14 protein-coding genes and 1 other annotated feature are annotated in these 14918 nt (G+C 35.3%); of the genes, 4 read left to right on the top strand and 10 right to left on the bottom strand.

Annotated elements, in window-relative coordinates; all coding sequences use genetic code 11:
* Window positions 1–29: 29 nt before the first annotated feature.
* On the bottom strand, window positions 30–806 hold the full coding sequence (locus HMPREF0528_RS07780) for a tyrosine-protein phosphatase (RefSeq protein ID WP_034525387.1): 777 nt from the start codon (window positions 804–806) through the stop codon (window positions 30–32).
* A 194-nt stretch (window positions 807–1000) separates the two neighbouring features.
* Between HMPREF0528_RS07780 and thiD the strand changes: the two genes are divergently transcribed.
* The 3 genes from thiD (at window position 1001) to HMPREF0528_RS07765 (ending at window position 3944) form a co-directional block, all read left to right on the top strand.
* Window positions 1001–1816, top strand: coding sequence for a bifunctional hydroxymethylpyrimidine kinase/phosphomethylpyrimidine kinase (gene thiD, locus HMPREF0528_RS07775; protein WP_004896485.1), 816 nt, complete (start codon window positions 1001–1003; stop codon window positions 1814–1816).
* A 75-nt stretch (window positions 1817–1891) separates the two neighbouring features.
* Complete coding sequence (locus tag HMPREF0528_RS07770; protein WP_034525385.1) at window positions 1892–2575, top strand: type 1 glutamine amidotransferase; 684 nt, start codon at window positions 1892–1894, stop codon at window positions 2573–2575.
* Window positions 2556–3944 (top strand): APC family permease, encoded by a 1389-nt coding sequence (locus HMPREF0528_RS07765; RefSeq protein ID WP_004896483.1) that lies wholly within the window; start codon window positions 2556–2558, stop codon window positions 3942–3944. The genes HMPREF0528_RS07770 and HMPREF0528_RS07765 overlap by 20 nt, the downstream gene beginning before the upstream one ends.
* Before the next feature lie 44 nt (window positions 3945–3988).
* On the opposite strand, the gene HMPREF0528_RS07760 is transcribed toward HMPREF0528_RS07765, so the two are convergent.
* A complete protein-coding gene (locus HMPREF0528_RS07760) occupies window positions 3989–4882 on the bottom strand; it encodes a DMT family transporter (RefSeq protein WP_004896482.1) in 894 nt (297 codons plus the stop codon).
* 117 nt (window positions 4883–4999) lie between these two features.
* Window positions 5000–5240: a binding site (T-box leader), on the top strand.
* Window positions 5241–5301: 61 nt separating this feature from the next.
* On the opposite strand from HMPREF0528_RS07760, the gene asnA reads away from it, so the two are divergent.
* Window positions 5302–6312, top strand: a complete 1011-nt coding sequence (gene asnA / locus HMPREF0528_RS07755) for an aspartate--ammonia ligase (protein WP_004896481.1) — start codon at window positions 5302–5304, stop codon at window positions 6310–6312.
* Window positions 6313–6356: 44 nt separating this feature from the next.
* Here the strand turns inward: asnA and HMPREF0528_RS07750 are convergent, their stop codons facing one another.
* From HMPREF0528_RS07750 to HMPREF0528_RS07715, 8 genes are all read right to left on the bottom strand, one after another.
* Window positions 6357–7757, bottom strand: a complete 1401-nt coding sequence (locus HMPREF0528_RS07750; protein WP_004896480.1) for an APC family permease — start codon at window positions 7755–7757, stop codon at window positions 6357–6359.
* A 17-nt stretch (window positions 7758–7774) separates the two neighbouring features.
* Window positions 7775–8500, bottom strand: coding sequence for a gamma-glutamyl-gamma-aminobutyrate hydrolase family protein (locus tag HMPREF0528_RS07745; RefSeq protein WP_004896479.1), 726 nt, complete (start codon window positions 8498–8500; stop codon window positions 7775–7777).
* 164 nt (window positions 8501–8664) lie between these two features.
* Window positions 8665–10047: an amino acid permease gene (locus HMPREF0528_RS07740; RefSeq protein ID WP_034525413.1), complete on the bottom strand. Its 1383-nt coding sequence runs from the start codon at window positions 10045–10047 to the stop codon at window positions 8665–8667.
* On the bottom strand, window positions 10037–11431 hold the full coding sequence (locus HMPREF0528_RS07735) for an amino acid permease (protein ID WP_004896477.1): 1395 nt from the start codon (window positions 11429–11431) through the stop codon (window positions 10037–10039). Before HMPREF0528_RS07735 ends, HMPREF0528_RS07740 begins: the two co-directional genes overlap by 11 nt.
* A 159-nt stretch (window positions 11432–11590) precedes the next feature.
* Complete coding sequence (locus HMPREF0528_RS07730) at window positions 11591–11953, bottom strand: DUF956 family protein (protein ID WP_004896476.1); 363 nt, start codon at window positions 11951–11953, stop codon at window positions 11591–11593.
* A 65-nt stretch (window positions 11954–12018) separates the two neighbouring features.
* Window positions 12019–12948, bottom strand: a complete 930-nt coding sequence (locus tag HMPREF0528_RS07725) for a PTS system mannose/fructose/sorbose family transporter subunit IID (RefSeq protein WP_004896475.1) — start codon at window positions 12946–12948, stop codon at window positions 12019–12021.
* A gap of 29 nt (window positions 12949–12977) precedes the next feature.
* Complete coding sequence (locus HMPREF0528_RS07720) at window positions 12978–13781, bottom strand: PTS mannose/fructose/sorbose transporter subunit IIC (RefSeq protein ID WP_004896474.1); 804 nt, start codon at window positions 13779–13781, stop codon at window positions 12978–12980.
* 20 nt (window positions 13782–13801) lie between these two features.
* The gene (locus tag HMPREF0528_RS07715) at window positions 13802–14797 is read right to left on the bottom strand and encodes a PTS sugar transporter subunit IIB (protein ID WP_004896473.1); all 996 of its coding nucleotides are present in this window, start codon (window positions 14795–14797) and stop codon (window positions 13802–13804) included.
* Between the last annotated feature and the right edge of the window lie 121 nt (window positions 14798–14918).

Below are 14918 nucleotides of genomic sequence, written 5' to 3'. Positions count from 1 at the left end.
ACACTTTTAGATGTGTCTAATGTTTTTTGTTACTCTAAATATAATTTTCTAAAATCTTTTAGATCTTGTTTTGAAAAACCAAGTTCTTTCGTAAAGTAATTTTCAAAACCACCATACCCGCTATCAATTGTCTGAGTAATTCCTTCAATAGCGGTACCTTCTCCTTCAGTAACATTCATTCGATTAACCATTTTAATCATCTCAGAATCACTTGGGAGTTGTTTTTTAAGACCAAAAGTATACAGCTCATTTGTTAATAAATAGTCACGAGCAATTGTATGTTCATCAACACCAAGGCCCTTTAAAATTAATGCTGTGGTCATTCCTGTCCTATCTTTACCAGCGCTGCAGTGATACACTAACGCTTCATTTTCAGGCAATGTAAGTAGAGAGGCAAACACACGAGCAAAAGCTTTTTGACTAGCAGGACTTAAAATCACATTTTGATAAATTTCACCTAAATAACTATTAACTTTAGGAATATGATGTAAAAAACGATACAGTTTATGGCTATCATTAACAAAATTACCGCTACTATCTTCTGCGTAGACATGACAATCGAGAACTTCTACTCCACTCCATTTTTTGTCAGGAGCCATTAATTGTTCATTACTTGTACGCAAATCACAATCCACTGTAACCTTCATTTTTTCTAACTTTTCTTCATCGCTTTTAGTTAGACTACTTAAGGAATCAGAACGATAAATTTTATTCCACTTAACATGCTTGCCTTCATCATTTTCATAGCCACCAATATCGCGAAAATTAACAGTACCATCAAAGGTAACTAAACGATTATGTTCCATACTTTTCATCCTTCATTCTCCATATTATCTCTCAATCTATATTCTAGACTATTTTCTAAAGTAATTAAGTATTTGAGATTTAAGTTCAAGAAAAGTTCTGCCTTGCGTACAGAACACTTTCACTTTGTTAGTTTATTTTTTATAATTGATAGTAATAACTTGCTAAAAATAAATTTTAGAAGGGACGGCACAATATGTCAAAAGAACACATCGAAGCTTTAACAATTGCAGGTCATGATAGTGACGGAAGTGCTGGAATGCCAGCAGATTTACATGCTTTTTATGCACGTGACGTTTATGGAATGGGTCTTTTAACTGCTGCTGTCGCAGGAAATTCTCAAGGTATTTTTGCACAACAATTAATGCCATTAGATTTTATTCAAAAGCAATTTGATGTTTTAAATGAAGACTTTAAAATAAAAGCTGTTAAAACAGGAATGCTAGCTAATAAAGAAATTATTGATGTAGTTGCTAAAAATTTAAAACATTATCAAATGCAAAATATTGTGCTTGATCCAGTAATCATCACTAAGCATGGAGCTACCCTTTTGGCAGATGATGCCTATCAAGCTTTTCTTGATGAATTGGTTCCCCTTGCAACAATTATTACACCGAACTTTTTTGAAGCTCAGAAATTGACTGGACTTGAACTAAAGAATGAAGATGAAATTAAACAAGGCGCAAGAAAGCTACAAAAAATGGGCGTTAAAAATGTTTTAATTAAGGGCAGTCACCACAATAACAATCAAACTGAAGTTAAGGACTACCTTTTATTAGCAGATGGTTCAGAAGAATGGTTAACTAAGCCATATTTCAAAACAGATCGAGCTAACGGAACTGGTGATACTTTATCAGCAGTAATTACAGCTGAATTAGCTAAAGGGACTGATCTCAAAACTGCCGTTAAAATTGCTAAGGATTTTACTTATGAAGCCATTTCACATCCAATAAATGTTGGCTCTAAATATGGCCCCATTAACCATCTAGCTGCTCAAGAAGAAATGAACTAATATTTTTTACTAACTATGATTTAAGACAATTTTAAGTTATACTTTGAACATACAATTTAAATAAGGATGATAATTATGGCAGATAAAACAATAAAAATTGCATACTTATACGAAGATTTAATGAATACTTACGGAGATTCTGGCGACGTTAAAGTAATTCGCTACCTATTTGGCAAGCAAGGCTATCAAACTGAAGTTGATAACATTTCATTAGATGATAGTTTTGATGCTAATGACTACGACTTTTTATTCTTTGGTGGTGGTCAAGATTTTGAACAAACTGTTGTAGCTAAAGATCTGCCACGTCATAAAGAAACAATTGAAAACTATATCAAAGCTGGTAATCCAATGCTTTGCATCTGCGGCGGCTATCAATTGATGGGAGATTATTACAAAACCAATTCTGGTATTACCATCAAAGGATTAGGTATCTTACCTTTACATACAATTTTCAAGGCAGACAAGCGAATGATTGGTGATACTCGCTATATGACTGAATGGGGCGAAGTAAAAGCTTTTGAAAATCATTCAGGACAAACTTACTTTGATAATACTAATATGCTTCATCCCTTTGGTGAAATGATTGAAGGCTACGGCAACAATCCACAAGATAAGGTTGAAGGTTTACGATACAAAAACTTTATTGGATCATATTCACACGGACCGCTACTTCGAAACACAAATGTGGCAAACGCAATTGTTAAAATGATTTTAGAACGTCACAAGGAACGTACTGCTAATGAAGTTGAATCCGTTTAGAAAAGAAAGCCTCAAGCGTTATCTCGGTACTGATAAGCACTTTGTCAAAACGCTCGGGGCTTTTGACTTATTAACCATTGGTATCGGAGCAGTTATTGGGACAGGAATTTTTATTTTACCAGGTACGGTTGCTGCTAAAGAAGCTGGTCCTGGTGTAACACTTTCATTTCTTATTGCTGCTTTAGTTTGTACTCTAGCAAGTATGTGTTACGCTGAACTCTCTTCTAGCATCCCTGTTGCTGGCTCGGCTTATTCCTACGGAAATATCCTTTACGGAGAAGTTATTGGCTGGATTTTAGGTTGGGCATTAATCTTAGAATATATGCTCTCAGTTGCTGCAGTATCAGCTGGATGGGCTTCTTATTTCAACTCCTTACTACACAGCTTTGGTTTACACATCCCGCATCATTTTGAGGGGCCATTCGATCCGTTAAATGGTACGTACCTAAATTTATGGGCAGTCATTAGCGTTTTATTAATTGGAATCTTACTTTCTCGTGGAATGAAAGCATCCATGAAATTTAATAATGCTGCTGTTTTAATTAAGATAGCAATCATATTTATTTTTATTGGTGTTGGTTTATTTTTTATTAAGCCTAAAAACTATCAACCTTTCACGCCATATGGAACTACAGGCGTTTTACGTGGAGCTACAACAGTCTTTTTTGCGTTTTTAGGTTTTGACGTTGTTTCATCTTCAGCAGCTGAAGTTAAAAATCCTAAAAAAAATATGCCTATTGGAATCATCGGTACTCTAATCGTAGCAGCTCTTCTCTATATGGGAGTTTCAGTAGTTTTAACTGGGATGGTAAATTATAAACAACTCGATGTAGCCAATCCGGTTGCCTACGCTCTAAAGGTCGTTAACCAAGGTTGGGTAGCAGACTTATTATCGATTGGTGCCATTGTCGGAATGAGTACAATGATGTTAACTATGATTTACTCAAGCTCACGTCTAATTTATTCTATTGGACGCGATGGACTCCTACCTAGCTTTTTAGGAAAAATTGATAAGCATGGTCTTCCAGAAAATGCCTTATGGATTGTAACTATTGTGATTGCAATTATGGGTGGTCTCTTTTCTCTTAAAGAACTTACTAGCTTAGTTTCAATTGGAACACTACTTGCCTTCACTTTTGTTTCATTTGGGGTCATCTTATTACGTAGAAGAAAAGATATTCCTGAAGGAGATTTCAAGGTTCCATTCTATCCAGTAATTCCTATTCTTTCCGGACTTGCCTGCATTGGAATGATGTGCTTTTTATCTGTTAAAACTTATATTTTTGCTAGCATTTGGTTCTTATTTGGACTATTTATCTATTGTGTCTATGGATATGAACATAGTAAAATCAGCAAAAGAAATAACTAATTACCAAAAAAGTAGTTACTCAAAAATCATGAGTAACTACTTTTTTATTTATGGTGCTTTGGTTCCCAATTAAGTGCTAATACTGCACAAATGATCATTATTGAACCAACCCAATCAACTGGAGCCATCACTAATCCAAAAATAATTACTGACCCAATTGTTGCGGAAACCGGCTCAAAAGCATCTAACAAACTAGCAGTTGATGGTTTGATATAACGAAGTGATCCCATCATCCATTGAAATGGAATTAGAGTTCCAATCACGATTATACCAGCCATTAGCCAAAAAACGTTAATATTATTCGGAATCTTTGGCCATACCGGATGTGCTATTACCAAAGCAATACCTGAAAAAAGCAAGCCCCATCCGGTTACTACTAGACTAGAAGTATGATCAAGTAATCTACGTGGAATAAGAGTATTAGTAGCTACACCTACTGCTGAAATTAGGCCCCAAAATAAAACTGAAGGAGTTAAGGACAATTGATTAAAGTGCCCATGTGTAGCTAAAAAGAAAACTCCTATAAAAGCAACAATAGCAGCAATTACATCTACTGCACGTAATACCTGATGCTCAAATACTACCATATAAAATAATACAAAAAATGGTCCAATAAACTGTAATACAGTAGCAATAGAGGCATTTGCTTGTTGAACAACAATGAAGTAACAATATTGCACCGGTAATAATCCTAACAAGCCGTACGCAATGACAGTAATTGCATCTTTTTTATCAGTCATCGTTTTAAGTGGTCTTTTGCCAGTAATTTGAGCAAAAATCAATAATAATACTCCACTTACTACCATTCGAACTTGTGAAATCCAAATCGGCGTTATACTTGAGCTGATATTAAATAATCCCTTCGCAAATAACCCTGAAATGCCCCAAAAGACACAGGCTAATGCTGCCAAACACGTCCACAATCTCTTTTTTGTCATATTTTTCCAACTTTCCTAGTCTTATGCAAGATTCATCATAACATACTAGAAAAAAATTATCTTTTTACCTCTTGCTTTTTCAACGCAAATCGAGTTAAATATAATTAATATAAAAATTAAAAAGCAATGAAGAGACGAGTAGATAATTTTATTCTTTCAGTGAATTAGCGTTAGTGAGAAGCTAGTAGACCCTGAATTATCGAATAACACTTTTCCGCTGTGCTGCTAGCCCAAATTAAAGTAAGCTACGCCGTCATCGGTACGTTATCAAGCCGAAGAGCATGATTGTGTTCTATTAAGCTGGTCTATTTTTAGACAATTTAGGTGGTACCGCGGAAAAAAGCCTTTCGTCCTGAGAAACTCAGGAGTGAAGGGCTTTTTCTTTACTCTTAAAATTTTTCTAAGGAGTACAGATAATTATGACATTAATATTACCTAAGGACTACCATCCAAGTTTAACCATTCGTGATACTGAAGCCGCAATTGTTTTCATTAGAGAAACTTTTCAAGATAAAATTGCTGACAAATTAAACCTTCAAAGAATGTCAGCACCAATGTTTGTTGAAAAATCTACTGGATTAAATGATAACTTAAATGGGATTGAACGTCCGGTTGCTTTTGATATAAAGGCTATGCCAGATGATACAGTCGAAGTTGTACACTCATTAGCAAAATGGAAACGTCTAGCACTTAAGCGTTATGGTTTTGGAATGCATGAAGGTCTTTATACTAACATGAACGCAATTCGGCGTGATGAAGATTTAGATAATTTTCACTCAATCTACGTAGATCAATGGGACTGGGAAAAGATTATTGCTAAAGAAGAAAGAAATATTGAGACTCTTAAAACTACTGTCAAACAAATTTTTAAAGCAATTAAAGAAACTGAAAAAGAGCTCAGCGCACGCTATCCTGGTTCTACTTACTGCTTACCTAGCGACATTACTTTTATTACTACACAAGAACTGGAAGACCGCTGGCCAGATTTAGGACCAGAAGAACGTGAAGATAAAATAGCTAAAGAGAAAAAAGCAGTATTCTTAATGAAAATTGGTGATAGATTAAAGCGTAGTGGTAAGCCACATGATGGTCGTGCACCAGATTACGATGACTGGCAATTAAATGGTGACTTACTATTTTGGTATGAACCTTTACAACGTAAAATAGAAATTTCTTCAATGGGAATTCGAGTTAGCGAAGAATCGCTGAAAGAGCAACTCAAAAAAGCTCATACTGAAGAAAGATCTGAATTACCTTTCCACAAAATGCTTTTAGAAGGTAAACTTCCTTATACAATTGGTGGTGGTATTGGCCAATCTCGTTTATGTATGCTTTTACTTGGAAAAGCTCATATTGGCGAAGTTCAAGCAAGTATTTGGCCTCCCGAAATGATTGAATCATGTGAAGCTGCCGACATAAAAATTCTATAGCACAAAAAAGACTGCTAAGCCAATCGGCTTAGCAGTCTTTTTCGTTATTTACTAGCTTTACGATCTTTTCTAGAGATAATAAACATAATTAGAGGTAAAAGGATAAATCCAAAAATCATCATAGCAATTGCATACCAATTAATTCCAGTTACTTGTCCTTGTGCATTGACCACCCCAAACTGAGCCTTCCAATTATATTCTACTAGTAAGAAAATTACTAAAGCAATGGAAAGAATTGGAACTACAATATCAGTCCACACATTCTTTTGCGCATTTAAAACTGGTTCTGCAGTTTTTCCACGATAGAATTGAATAACTGCCAATGGAACTACAATAAAGCCTAAGAAACGTACCATAGCACTTAAAGTAATCAAGTTAACCATATTATATTCAAATGCCATTGGAATTAAAATTGCAAGTAATACAGAAATAAAGAAAGTTCTAATTGGAAAATTATTCTTGGTTCTTTTAGTTAAAGCTTTTGAAAATTGGTTTTCACGTGCCATAGCCTCTAAAATTCGTGGAGCATTGAAACTAGAAGCAACATTAATACCAAACATTGAAACTAAAGCACCAACTAAGATAACATCCCTTAAAATTTCATTCTTAAAGATAGCAGCAATTGCGACAACTTGCTTAGTTGTCATTAACGCCTTAGGATCAAGCATCATCGCTACAGCAACAACTCCAATATAAATTACCGCGATAACAATAATAGCTAAAGGAATAGCGCGTGGTAAGTTTTTAGCAGGATTCTTCATATCGTCTGAACCAGAAGCAACTGATTCAAATCCAGTAAAGGCATAAAAGGCAGATACGATTGCCATTACAAAACCTGTAGTAGTTAAAGTAGGAACAATCTTTTGACCATTTTGAGTAATTTGATCTACCTGACTTAAATTACTTGAAGCACCACTTACAATTAATAAAACTACTCCTGCTACAATAATCAATACTAGAGCGGCTAATTTACCAATAGTTGCTAAGTTCATAACATACTTAACAACTTTTTGACCAAATAAATTAATTATCGTAATGACAGCCATTAATATCAAAAAACCAATAGTTACGCTCGTAGTTTCATTAGGGTTACCACCAAAAATAGAAATAGTAGATTTAATAACCCCAACTGCCATTACACCCCAGGCAACACTAGCTGAAAAATAACGTAAAATTCCCATATAGAAACCAACATTATTTCCAAAAGCTGCCTTTGAGTATGCATAAGCTGCTCCAGATTTAGTTACATATTTTGCTGCTGCTGCAAAAGAAATAGCTAAAATAGATGCAAAAATTGCAGCTATAAAATATACGATTAAAGCTTTAGATCCAGCCTGTTGAACTACGTTCCCTGGCGTTAAAAATATTCCTGAGCCAATAATCGAATTAATGGCCAACAAAACAATAGACCAAAAGCCTAATTTACTTGTTTCATTTTCGTTCATCTATTAATAACTTCTTTCTATTTTTTCTTTGCATTATCAATAATATATTTAAACAGATTATTTTGATAAGGAACTACACGATGAAGCATTTCGGGATGCCATTGAACCGCAATAACTGATGCATCTTTGTTTTCAATTGCCTCTACTACCCCATCTACACAACGAGCTGAAACCTTAAAATCATCTGCTACATCCTTAATTAATTGATGGTGGAAAGAATTTGTTTGCATCTCTTTCTTGCCTAACAATTCTGCAATCTTAGTACCTACTACTGTTTTTACAGTATGAGTAAGCAAGGTTGGAGTTTGACCTTGACTATGCTTTAATGTTTTTTCTTTTCTATAACTAAGATCTTGATATAAGGTTCCACCATGATACACATTAATAATTTGTGCACCACGACAAATTCCTAAAACAGGAATTCCATTTTCTTCAGCTAGTTTTAAGAGCCGCATATCAAATTTATCTCTTTCAGGCCAAATATCTCCCAATTTTTGTTTAGGCTCTTCACCATAGTTATGAGGATCTACATCATGACCACCAGATAAAATTAATCCTTGAACATTTAAAAGTTGCTCTTTCACAACCTCTTCATCTTCATTGAAAGGAATGATATAAGGAATTCCACCATTTTGGATTACAGAATCAATATAATCATCATTAACATAACTCCGACGATAGCCTGGAAAAATACCGCCATCATCAATAATTATAGAACCAGAAATCCCAATAATTGGTTTCATATTTACTCGCTCCTTTAACTTACTTTTTACCAGTTAGACTTAATTATAAATTATATAGTTTAATGCGTAAACACTATAACTTAAAATTAACACCTTTTTCTCATTATAAGCTAATATTATGTCCTAATAAAAAAAGACCATCCCTAAAGAAATGGTCTAATTAATTATTTTTTATTACGATGTTTAAGCATATACACAAGGCTTGCTAACACTAAAACTCCAGCACCCACACCTACAGAAATTCTTGTCTCTGGATTGATAAACATAAATACAGCAATCACTAATAACATTGCAAATGCAAAATAATTTGAGTATGGGTAGAGGGGTAACTTAAATGGATGTTCAGCCATTAAATGTGAATTATTTTTTCTGAATTTCAATTCAGCAATCAAAATTACAAACCATGCTACCATTCCTGGTAAAACAGAGGAACTGTAGACAACCACAAATAATTCTCCCATTGACTTATTCATAGTTGACATTATCAAATTCAAAATAAAGCCGATTAAAATACCTGACGTAATTCCAACGATAGCTCTGTCAGGAACAATACGCTTAGATAGTTTTCCAAAAGCCTTTGGCGCTTCTCCCTCATGTGCCAATTTAAATAGCATTCTACTAGATGAATAAATACCGGAATTCGCACCTGACAAGGCTGCGGTTAAAACTACGAAGTTAATAATCCCAGCAGCTGCTGTGATCCCTACCTTAGTAAAGGTCTCTACAAATGGAGAGCCAATATTACTTAATTGATTCCAAGGATAAATTGTAACGATCACAAAGATTGCCCCAACGTAGAAAATCAAGATACGCCATAAAACTGATTTTACGCTTTTTACAATTGCCTCTTGTGGGTTGGCTACCTCTCCAGCAGAAATACCAATTAATTCTATTCCCTCATATGAACCAGCAATAATTGCCATTGAGAAAAAGAATCCTTTTACTCCACCAGTGAAAAAGCCACCATGTGACCATAGATTACTAAAGCCGATTGGTTTTCCGTGATTTCCTACGCCGAGTAAAATCACCAGCAAGCCTAAAATAATCATTATCACAATTGTTACTACCTTAATCATCGCAAACCAAAACTCTAGTGTTCCATAAGCTTTAGCACTAGCTAAGTTTGCCAGTAATAAGAACGCAATAATTATTATTCCAGACCAAAAAACACTAACTTCAGGCCACCAAAACTTTAAGTACTCTGTTGCGGCCACAACTTCTGAAATACCAACAACAATATATTGAAAGACATTAGCCCACTCAGCTAAATATCCCGCTAATGGTGAAATGTACTCTGTTGCATAATCCGCAAATGACCCTGTTCCAGGACTAACATATAGCATCTCTCCCAGTGCTCGCATTACGATATATAGAATTAGTCCTACAAACATATATGCTAATAAAACCGATGGACCTGTCCATTTAATAGTTGATGTAGATCCCATGAATAATCCAACACCAATGGCTCCACCTAGAGAGATCATCTCCATTTGTCCAGCAGTCATCGATCGTTTTAGTTTAGGGGGATGATTCTGTTTATTCTCCATCATTTACACCATCCTTTTTATGTCGAAATAGATAAACAATTGTAGCTATAAGTAAGACCGCAGCTCCCACTAATACAGAAACTCTAGTTTCAGGGTTAATAAGCATAAAGACAACAATAACAATCAGCATCAAAAATGCGAAGTAATTGGAAACAGGGTATAGCGGTAATTTAAAGGGATGGTCTACTAATAAATCTTGATTATTGCGTCTAAATTTTAGTTCGGCAAGCAAGATAACAAACCATGGAATCATACCTGGCAAGACTGAAGATGAGAAGACGACAACGAATAAGTCTTGAGTAGACTTATTAATTGTAGCCGCAATCATATTAATAATAAATCCAATGAGTATTCCCCCGGAAATACCTAAAATTGCATGATTAGGAACAATGCGCTTAGAAATATGTCCAAAGGTCTTAGGAGCATCCCCATCATGAGCTAATTTAAAAAGCATTCTACTAGATGAATAAATTCCAGAGTTTGCTCCTGACAACGCTGCCGTTAAAACCACAAAGTTAATAATACTTGCTGCTGCGGTGATTCCTACCTTTGCAAATGTAGTTACAAATGGAGAGCCAATATTACTTAATTCGTTCCATGGATAGATTGTAACAATAACAAAAATTGCTCCGACATAGAAAATCAAAATACGCCACAAAACCGATTTAACACTTTTAACAATTGCTTTTTTAGGATTGGCTACCTCTCCAGCAGAGATTCCAAGCAACTCAATTCCTTCATATGAACCCACAATAATTGACATTGAGAAAAAGAAACCTTTTACTCCGCCTGTGAAAAATCCGCCATGTGACCATAGATTACTAAAGCCAGTTGGTTTTCCACCGTTCCCCACTCCAAAGAAAATTACAATGAATCCTAAAATAATCATTAAGATAATAGTTACAACTTTAATCATTGCAAACCAGAATTCAAGAGAAGCATATGCTTTAGCACTAGCCAAATTTGCTAAGACTAAAAACAAAATAATAATAATTCCTGACCAAAACACATTAACTTTTGGCCACCAAAATTTTAAATATTCAGTTGCTGCAACTACTTCAGACATTCCAACAACTATATATTCAAATACATTAGCCCACTCAGCTAAATATCCCGCTAATGGATGGACATATTCAGTTGCATAATCTGCAAACGATCCTGTTCCTGGATTAACATATAACATTTCTCCCAATGCCCGCATTACGATGTATAAAATTAAGCCAACGAACATATATGCCAGTAAAACAGACGGGCCTGTCCACTTTATAGTGGAAGTGGATCCCATGAACAATCCAACCCCAATTGCCCCACCTAAAGATATCATTTCCATTTGACCAGCAGTCATGGAACGTTTCAATTTAGGCATTGACTTTTTATTTTCCATTACTTAATGCCACTCCTATAAAAAAAACTAGCAGTCAGTTGAGAGCTAGTTTTAGATATCAAAAAATTGATTAATGTTATTTTAATACAGGTAAGCATTAATGCCAAGGCCTTTTTAATAAAAAAATAAAGAGCTTAGCCCTAGAGCTAACTCTCCTTATTATTTGTGCTTAAAATTCCGTTTGATTTTTTGCCAAATGGTAAGAGCTTTTCTCATGTTATCTGCTGATACATGCTTTCGAATAGCACGCAAAGTCGGCTTTACATGTCTTGCAGCAAAAATAAAGCTCCCATTTTTTCTAGTACAAATCTTAAAACGAGGAATATATTTTCCACCAAAATATACATCGGCTACTACAACAGTTACTTCATCCCACGGAATCTGGACATAGTCATTTGGATTATTATCACTATAAAACTCAAACCCTTTATCTCCGACTAAAACTTTTCCATATGTAGGAATTCCTCTAAACCAAGTCGCAGCATCTACATACTCTGATTTTGTATTTAATGATTGAACCATATAAAAAACCTTTTCATATATAAGAAAAACGGTCTAACTAAGACCGTTTCTTATCTGATTAATTGTTATAGTAAGCCAATTACGTGACCTACAATACCAACAACAAAGATACCAATGATGATAACGATTGGTGAAACTTTCTTCTTTAATAACCACATACATAAGAAAGTTAATAGAAGTGCAGTAAGACCAGGAATCAAACTATCTAAGTTTTGTTGTAAGGTTGTTTCCTTAATTCTATCTAAGGCCATACCATTACCTAAGTTGTATTCACTCAAAGCCTTATGAATACCTTCTGCTCCCTTTGGAAGGGTGTTCCAATCAATATAAGCACCCTTTTGAAGTGGAACACTTGAAACAACTGGTTTGAAGTTAATTGTTACCCAACGCTCAATTAAAGCACCGATAACAAACATACCCATCATAGAAGCTCCACGGGTAATTTTTTGTAATAAACCACCTGAAGCATCTTCTGTAATTTTAGTACCAGCTTTGTAACCCATTTCTTGAGTGTACCATAAGAATGCCATACGAATTACATTCCATAATACAAAGAACAAGATAGGTCCTAAGATATTACCACTCAAAGCAAGTGACGCACCCAATGATCCAATAATAGGACGAATTGTATACCAGAACACAGGGTCACCAACACCGGCTAAAGGTCCCATCATACCAATTTTAACACCTTGAATAGCAGTGTTTTCAACTTGAGCACCATTAGCCTTTTCTTCTTCTAAGGCAAGAGTAACACCAATAATAGGTGATGCTAAGTAAGGGTGTGTGTTAAAGAACTCCAAATGTCTCTTTAATGCAAGAGATAAGTCTTTCTTTTCAGGATATAATTTTCTTAATGCTGGGATTAAACTGTAAGCCCAACCACCATTTTGCATTCTTTCATAGTTCCATGAACCTTGAAGAAAAGTAGAACGCCACCAAACCTTAATACGATCTGATTTACTTAAAGTTAATTTCTTTTGTGCAGTTTCAGTCATTGTATAATTAGCCTCCTTTCGCTCAAATTTTAATAGTCATCCAGGATATCGCCTAATGGATCACCTGAACCAGAATTAGAGTTATTGTTGTTTCCACCTTTAGAACCTTCAAGAGCAAGGTACATAATAGCAAGTGAAATACCAATACCACCAAGAGCGATCAAAGTTAATTCCTTAACGGCTGCCAAACAGAAACCAATGATGAAGAATGGCCATACTTCACGGCTAGCCATCATATTAATAACCATAGCGTAACCAACAGCAACAACCATACCACCACCGATGGTCATGCCTTCATTTAACCAAGAAGGCATTGCATTTAAGCCAGCACGAACAACAGAAGCTGGAATAGCAAGTAATAATGCGGCTGGAATAGCAATTCTCAAACCTTGTAAAGCAACAGCAATCATTTGCCAGCGGTCAATAGCTCTCCAGTTAGCTTCTTCAGCTTTTCTATCCATAATATGAACAATAGCAACAGAAATAGTACGAACTAACATAGTTAAGAACAAACCAGCAACGGCCAAAGGAATGGCAATACCAATAGCGGTACCAATTCCCTTTTGTCCTTGTCCACCTTGAACCAAAATAATAGTTGAGGCAACTGATGCCAAAGCTGCATCTGGAGCAACAGCAGCACCAATATTAGCCCAACCTAAAGCAATCATTTGTAGTGAACCGCCAAGCATAATACCGATAGTTAAGTTTCCAGTAACCAAACCAATTAAAGTACATGCCACTAGAGGTTGATGGAATTGAAATTCATCAAGAATTCCTCCCATACCTGCAAAGAAGGCAACGATCACTACCAGAATCATCTGAATAGCATTCATTTAACAAATCCCCCTATAAATTATTTCTTTTCATCAACTAATTTTTGAGCTTTATCCAAAAGTTCATCCATATTTTGTTTACCATCAGAAGGAACTTTACGGACATCAAATTTAACGCCCAAATCTTTTAATTTCTTATACGTATCAATATCTTTTTGATCCATTGCCAAAACAGTATTGACATTAACTTTACCATCACTATATGCCATGGATCCGACATTCAATTCTTTGATGTCCATTCCACCTTCAATAGCTTTAAGTGCATCTTCTGGATTTTCAAATAAAATCAATGCCTTAGTATTTCCAAAACGTGGATCTTTTACCACTTCAAGCATCTTATTGATTGGAACAACATTTGCTGGTACACCAGCTGGTGCTGCTTCCTTAATCATTGTTTTACGAATTTTATCTTTAGCAACATTATCTGAAACAACAATGATTCGATTTGGATTCATAGCCTTAGTCCAACCAGTTGCAACTTGTCCATGAAGAAGACGTGAATCAATTCTAGCCAAAACATACTTAATGTGACCATCACCAATGACAGTACCCTCAGGAATAGCACCTTGTGGTTGTGCATTATTGCTTGGGGCTGCCTTTGTCTCCTCTTTAGGCATAAGAGATTCAGGTTGTGTTTTAATTCCATCACGACCCGGTTTAACAATAGCTTTGGCAATATCATGAGCATTATCGCTTGCCATTCTTTGACCCAAAGCTTCGATAACCATAGGTAAATTCATACCCGATACAATAGCCCAAGTATCTTCATGTTCTTTAACAAGATTATTTGCTTGGTTAAATGGTGTACCTCCCCATAGATCAATCAAAAACAATACTTGATCTTGATCATCAAAAGAAGCAACAGCTTTTTCCATCTTAGCTCTAATGTCATCTGGACCTTCATCAGGCTTTAAAATCACATGAGCCAGATTCTCTTGCTTACCAAAAATCATTTCAGCAGATTGAAAGATCCCATCAGCAAAGCCACCATGACTAGCTAGGACAATTCCTACCATTTGATTTCCCCCTTAATCAAAATATCTCCACGAATACTTTATAGCAGAATAAATGTATACGCTTGCTTTTAATATCATACCATTTTTTTATTGAAAATGCTTGCATAAAGTTAAAAAAGTA

This window comes from Lactobacillus johnsonii ATCC 33200 (assembly GCF_000159355.1).
Lineage (GTDB): Bacteria > Bacillota > Bacilli > Lactobacillales > Lactobacillaceae > Lactobacillus > Lactobacillus johnsonii.
The sequence above is the reverse complement of the archived record's forward strand: the minus strand, read 5'-3'. Positions and strand labels throughout refer to the sequence as shown.

Excerpts from the sequence above, each read along its gene's own strand:
- HMPREF0528_RS07720 (WP_004896474.1), bottom strand. The coding sequence starts at position 13,781 with ATGAATGCTATTCAGATGATTCTGGTAGTGATCGTTGCCTTCTTTGCA.
- HMPREF0528_RS07740 (WP_034525413.1), bottom strand. The coding sequence starts at position 10,047 with ATGGAGAATAAACAGAATCATCCCCCTAAACTAAAACGATCGATGACT.
- HMPREF0528_RS07735 (WP_004896477.1), bottom strand. The coding sequence starts at position 11,431 with ATGGAAAATAAAAAGTCAATGCCTAAATTGAAACGTTCCATGACTGCT.
- HMPREF0528_RS07730 (WP_004896476.1), bottom strand. The coding sequence starts at position 11,953 with ATGGTTCAATCATTAAATACAAAATCAGAGTATGTAGATGCTGCGACT.
- HMPREF0528_RS07770 (WP_034525385.1), top strand. The coding sequence starts at position 1,892 with ATGGCAGATAAAACAATAAAAATTGCATACTTATACGAAGATTTAATG.
- HMPREF0528_RS07765 (WP_004896483.1), top strand. The coding sequence starts at position 2,556 with ATGAAGTTGAATCCGTTTAGAAAAGAAAGCCTCAAGCGTTATCTCGGT.
- HMPREF0528_RS07745 (WP_004896479.1), bottom strand. The coding sequence starts at position 8,500 with ATGAAACCAATTATTGGGATTTCTGGTTCTATAATTATTGATGATGGC.
- HMPREF0528_RS07725 (WP_004896475.1), bottom strand. The coding sequence starts at position 12,948 with ATGACTGAAACTGCACAAAAGAAATTAACTTTAAGTAAATCAGATCGT.
- HMPREF0528_RS07780 (WP_034525387.1), bottom strand. The coding sequence starts at position 806 with ATGGAACATAATCGTTTAGTTACCTTTGATGGTACTGTTAATTTTCGC.
- asnA (WP_004896481.1), top strand. The coding sequence starts at position 5,302 with ATGACATTAATATTACCTAAGGACTACCATCCAAGTTTAACCATTCGT.
- thiD (WP_004896485.1), top strand. The coding sequence starts at position 1,001 with ATGTCAAAAGAACACATCGAAGCTTTAACAATTGCAGGTCATGATAGT.
- HMPREF0528_RS07715 (WP_004896473.1), bottom strand. The coding sequence starts at position 14,797 with ATGGTAGGAATTGTCCTAGCTAGTCATGGTGGCTTTGCTGATGGGATC.
- HMPREF0528_RS07750 (WP_004896480.1), bottom strand. The coding sequence starts at position 7,757 with ATGAACGAAAATGAAACAAGTAAATTAGGCTTTTGGTCTATTGTTTTG.
- HMPREF0528_RS07760 (WP_004896482.1), bottom strand. The coding sequence starts at position 4,882 with ATGACAAAAAAGAGATTGTGGACGTGTTTGGCAGCATTAGCCTGTGTC.